Here is a 2,716-nt window from a genome sequence, read left to right as displayed (position 1 = left end):
ATAATGGATAGTTGATAATTACCTCTGGTTAAAACCGTTACGGAATTGAATATAAGGAATATTTTCTTTTTTTTCCCTTAAAAGGGGAGGATTCCTAATTTGTTTGGAAAAGATCAAATATTTTTGTTTTAAATTAAGAAGAGGAAATAATGACAGAGCTTTCTACTGAACAATTGCTTGATCTGCTTTATACGTTTGCTTATTCAACAGAAGGAACAGTAACTAGAAGTACAGTTAGGAATCATTTATCTAAAAAACACCGCCCCAATGCCAAACAAGTTTGTGAAAGTTTATGTGAGTTGAAGTTATTGGAGTCTCCTAAACGAGGCAGAATTAAAGTTACGGAGATGGGAATGAAAGCTTTAGTTATTAATCTTCAAACAACTGAATATAAATTTAGGTCTAATAAAGGAGCTAAACTTTTAAATGCTTTGATGGCTTGTTTAAAATTAGCAGCAAAATATAATCAGATAAATTATCAAAATGAGGATATGGATTTTGAGACATTTTTAGAGAAGTTTGAAAAGCTTTATTTTGAAGAAAGGAGTCGTCAAGAATTACGAGGATTTGTCGCTATTCGTAGTCAAGAAATTTGTCAAAATTTTAAGGATAAAAATTATATTTCGGAATCTAACTTAAAGAAATATTTTGAGCAGTTAAAATCCCAAGATATTGTTTTTGCTGTAGTAGAAGACAATGAAGAAATTATTGAGTGGGTAAATTAAATTATGCCAGAAAATGCAGGAAAGAAAAGGATGATTAAAGACTTTCTCCAACGCATCAAAAAGGGAGAAGGTTTTATTGAAGATATTTGGATTGAACGTGATGTTAGACCTCTAGGAACAAATGATGTTCTTTCAGGGAATAGAAGTTCATGTTCAGCTAACAGTTTGTCTGGAAGACCAGTATCTAATATTACTGAGCTTCTTCAAGATGATATTCGTCAAACTTTTGAAGAAGGATATTTTACTGTGAGATTCGTTACTGCTGTATTGGGTACTGGCAAAACTTCATTACTAACTTATTTGGAGAACTTAATCATATATGAATTTGATTATAAGACTAATTCTGTCGTTATTACAATCGGATTAAATAAATTAGAGAAAATACCAATAGATAGTAGTTATAATTTCCAGGTATAGAGCTTTATAATTGTTCTGAAAAAGAATACAAAATGATTAGAGAAAAAATAGATGGAAGGTTTAGAGGAGCATATAAGGGATATAAAAATTTTGACCTTGCTTGGCAAGAAATTCAGAATATACCATTGAAAAAAACTAAAAATTTAAGAGTATTTTATCAAGATTACACTGGGGAAGTGTTAAAAATACACGAAAAGTATTTTCAAGAAGCACCAGAGCAAAAATTTGAAGGTGATGCTCGTGGATTAGTTGAAGCAAAATGTCGAGAAAAATGGGAAAAATATTTAAGCAAGAAAGCATACAAATTATCAACAGTTGAAACTACAAAAGTAATTCCAGGCAAAAAAACAGGAGAAAAACACGCTTTAGATTGTTATGTAGAATTACTTCACAATGGTATACAAGTAGCTAGAGGTTTTGGTGAGGCAAAAAATTATGAATTATTGAGTTCTCACTTAAGAATATTTAGTGAATGGTTAGATGATTTTGAATTTAATTCATATCCTTCAGACAATACTCATCCAGACTTAGCTTTTATGATTGCTCCTTCATGTCCGTCACTATTAGAAAAAAAATTAAAGTCGAAAAATATTGAATTTATTCAAGCAGATAAAGTTATTGATAAAAAATCAACTCCATTACCAAAGTCAACAAGTTCAACTGTAGATAAAATTATTGAAACAAAATCAACTTCATCGCCACATTTGACAAGCTCAACTACTGTTAATATCAATACAGCAAATGAAGCAGAATTAATAATTGCTTTTAGAGGAACAAATGTTAAGAAAAAAACTATTCAAAAGCTGCTAAATAATAGAAAAAGTAATCCTTACAAAGACTTAAATCATCTGGTATCCGATCTTAAGTTTAGCGATAATGTAAAAGCTAAACTTCAAGTTAAACTCGATAATGAAGAAATTAATTTTTCTGATTGAAGTAATCAAAGTAAAAGAGATATTTGCCATGGAGTAAATCATTTATATCTCTCCACCCTTCCACTGCGGAAAATTTCCTAGTCAACTCTATAAATTCTCCGAAAAAATCAACAATATTGAGATTTTCCTGATTTGACAATGACAAAAATCCAAGAAATATTTCCCATAGAGTAAATCATTTATATCTCTCCACCCTTCCACTACTGAAAATTTTTTAGGCAACTCTAGAAATTCTCCGAAAAAATCAAAAATATTGAGATTTTCCTTGTGCGGTAATGACCAAACAAAAAGAGATATTTGCCATAGAGTAAATCATTTATATCTCTCCACCCTTCCACTACTGAAAATTTTCTAGACAACTCTAGAAATTATCCGAAAAAATCAACAATATTGAGATTTTCCTGGTGTGGGAATGACCAAAGTAAAAGAGATATTTGCCATGAAGTAAATCATTTATATCTCTCTACCCTTCCACTATTGAAAATTTTCTAGGCAACTGTAGAACTTATCCAAAAAAATCAACAATATTGAGATTTTCCTGGTGTGGGAATGACCAAAGTAAAAGAGATATTTGCCATGAAGTAAATCATTTATATCTCTCTACCCTTCCACTATTGAAAATTTTCTAGGCAACTGTAG

Annotated in this window: 3 protein-coding genes; all 3 read left to right on the top strand. The window is 30.4% G+C overall.

Annotated features, from left to right (window positions below):
- Positions 1 to 149: 149 nt before the first annotated feature.
- The 3 genes from F6K15_RS37710 to F6K15_RS37700 are packed head-to-tail and all read left to right on the top strand — an operon-like array spanning position 150 to position 2,077.
- Positions 150 to 725: a hypothetical protein gene (locus tag F6K15_RS37710; protein ID WP_293071193.1), complete on the top strand. Its 576-nt coding sequence runs from the start codon at positions 150 to 152 to the stop codon at positions 723 to 725.
- A 3-nt stretch (positions 726 to 728) separates the two neighbouring features.
- The gene (locus tag F6K15_RS37705) at positions 729 to 1,142 is read left to right on the top strand and encodes a hypothetical protein (protein ID WP_293071191.1); all 414 of its coding nucleotides are present in this window, start codon (positions 729 to 731) and stop codon (positions 1,140 to 1,142) included.
- A gap of 32 nt (positions 1,143 to 1,174) precedes the next feature.
- Positions 1,175 to 2,077 (top strand): hypothetical protein, encoded by a 903-nt coding sequence (locus F6K15_RS37700; RefSeq protein WP_293071190.1) that lies wholly within the window; start codon positions 1,175 to 1,177, stop codon positions 2,075 to 2,077.
- The last annotated feature ends 639 nt before the right edge of the window (positions 2,078 to 2,716 follow it).

Source organism: Okeania sp. SIO2B3, assembly GCF_010672525.1.
Taxonomy (GTDB): Bacteria; Cyanobacteriota; Cyanobacteriia; order Cyanobacteriales; family Microcoleaceae; genus Okeania.
The sequence above is the reverse complement of the archived record's forward strand: the minus strand, read 5'-3'. Positions and strand labels throughout refer to the sequence as shown.

Bases quoted from the DNA above. Each gene is read 5' to 3' on its own strand.
- F6K15_RS37710 (WP_293071193.1), top strand. From the start codon at position 150: ATGACAGAGCTTTCTACTGAACAATTGCTTGATCTGCTTTATACGTTT.
- F6K15_RS37705 (WP_293071191.1), top strand. From the start codon at position 729: ATGCCAGAAAATGCAGGAAAGAAAAGGATGATTAAAGACTTTCTCCAA.
- F6K15_RS37700 (WP_293071190.1), top strand. From the start codon at position 1,175: ATGATTAGAGAAAAAATAGATGGAAGGTTTAGAGGAGCATATAAGGGA.